The following is a 2,308-nucleotide window of genomic DNA, read 5'->3' as shown; positions in this document are numbered from 1 at the left end:
CAGGATCGAGAGTTCCTCCATGTCCAACACGCTTGAGGCGTAGTAACTTTCTTACCTTTGCTACACAGTCATGGGAAGTCATGCCAGATGGTTTATTTAGATTGAGAAAGCCTTGCATTATATTGTTATTCCATCCATAATTTTTCGTTATAGCGCTGTGTGCAGGCAACGGGCAATAGGCAACAGGCAACAGGCAACAGGCAACAGGGGGAATAAATTGCCGTTTGCGCAGCATCTCCGTTGGAATAATATAAGACTTTTAGCTATTTGGCCTCTCCTACAATTTGTAAATATACCAGCGCTCATTGCTATATTCTTTGGTTTTATATCAGGTCTCATTAATTAGCCATAAATATTAATGATCTTCATCAATTATCTTGAGAATCTATCAAATTTCCCCCTACTCCCTACTCCCTACTCCCTACTCCCTACTCCCTACTCCCTACTCCCTACTCCCTAATAAAAGAGACATGATATTAGATAATAGTGAAGTCAAGATCGCCTTCTACAGCATTCAGCACTATTGCCAAATAATCTTCTTCATCATCCCTCAGCCTAATAGCTACACCATTTTCTCCACCCACAACTGTTGTCTCAAATTCTATATCACTACGCGCTAAACCATCAATTAATCCAATTTGATCGTCTTCTTCAGGGTTATAGTCTGTAATAATATCTGCATCTGATGGACTGAGACCACCTGTGTTTTCATTAATAGCAAATAAATCTTCTCCTATTCCTCCTGTTAAAGTATCAGAGTCGCGATCGCCTACTAGAGTATCATCACCTTCACCTCCATCTAGAGAATCATCTTCTTTACCTCCCAAAAGGCTATCATCTTCTAAACCACCAAAAAGACAGTCATTACCTCTATTACCATAAAGTGTATCTTCATTTTCTTCACCAAATAGAGAGTCATTACTCCTACCACCCCACAATGTGTCGCTACCATCACCACCTAAAATAGAATCCTGTTGTTGACCGCCGAGTAGAGAATCATTACCATCTTCTCCGAGCAAAGTATCATTATCTCCATCGCCAAAAATTCTATCTCCTCCGGCTCTACCTTCTATAGAATCTCGACCTTCCATTCCCATAATCAGGTCTGCTCCCGCTGTACCGTCGAGACTGTCATCCTCTTCTGTACCAAGAATTTCATTAAATTGATTTCCAGAACTCCCACTTCCATCGGTGCTTGTGCCATTGCCATTACCACCTCCTGGCATTGATTCATCCATAATCGAAGGCCCAAAAAAATCAAATAGATCGATTACACCGTTAAAAAGGTCTTCTTCTGTTGCTGTTACCATAAAACTCTACTGAATAACTTCTTTGTAAATTATATTTACATTTTTGACATTCTCTTCCGTTAAATTCCGTTAAATTGAAAATTATAATGAGAGAAGCTCATGGGCTCCACAGTTCGGAAAAATTTGACTGGTATATCTGTAGTCTACCTGGCCAAAATAAACCCCTTGTTTCCTGTATACCCAAGCCAAGATATTGAAAAACTGAGCGAACCCTGCATCTAAAAAGTATATTTACCTAACATTGCTTGAGCCTAGGTTCTCAAGTCTAGGTCTTCCAGAAATATTATTCCAGCTTGTTCACATAAATGATGAGCTAATTTAAAGCAAAAGTCTTTTCGGGTATCTGAGATTTTTTGATGAAGTCTGGCTATCTTTTTGTTAAGTTTATGATCGATTCGCTAAACTGGATGCTTTTAACTTTAAGTTGCAGTAATTTCAGTAATTTCAACTTTATTCGCCAGTTCAGTAATAGTTAATAGGGGTGATATTTGACAAAATACACTATTCAAAATAATTGCTTGGTAATTTGTGTCAGAGCTGAATAAATTTGGTCATAATTAGAGTTAATTGTGAAGGGGGAAACTAGGGCAATGTAAAATTGGCGAAATATCATAGTCAGGAGTCGTAGTTCTTAATTTCTATACCAAATCAGATTATTTAAAGATATTTTATAGGATGTAAGATTCAACCATCTCTTCATTTACATATTAAGGAAATAGAAGTCTAAGGCATTGTTAATAGTTACTCCCTTCATAAGTTCGAGTGCACCTATTTTATAAGTTTAAAGGACTTTTCTGAAGGTCTATTCCTATTTGTGATGAGTCTCAATGTCCCTATTTGAGAAATTATCTTGGCGAAGCCATAGATTTCTGCTACTTTTAAATTAAGTAGATAATAACAATCAAAACTAAAAAAATTATTTTTTGGTATTCAGACTTGCAAGTAATTAGAAAAGCTAGTCAGTCATGAATTTATGAATTGACAAATTAATAGCTAAT

At 36.8% G+C, this 2,308-nt stretch carries 1 protein-coding gene and 2 pseudogenes; all 3 read right to left on the bottom strand.

Annotated features, from left to right (window positions below):
• Positions 1-235 (bottom strand): annotated as a pseudogene (locus tag AC3DU7_RS27755) (hypothetical protein); the annotation flags it as partial.
• A gap of 241 nt (positions 236-476) precedes the next feature.
• Positions 477-1,310 carry a calcium-binding protein gene (locus tag AC3DU7_RS27750; RefSeq protein ID WP_488042487.1) on the bottom strand — a complete coding sequence of 278 codons (834 nt, stop codon included), beginning with the start codon at positions 1,308-1,310 and terminating at the stop codon, positions 477-479.
• Positions 1,311-1,391: 81 nt separating this feature from the next.
• A pseudogene (locus AC3DU7_RS27745) lies at positions 1,392-1,696 on the bottom strand (zinc ribbon domain-containing protein); the annotation flags it as partial.
• Positions 1,697-2,308 lie beyond the last annotated feature (612 nt).

Source organism: Okeania sp., assembly GCF_983059655.1.
This window is presented reverse-complemented; position numbering and strand designations above follow the sequence as displayed.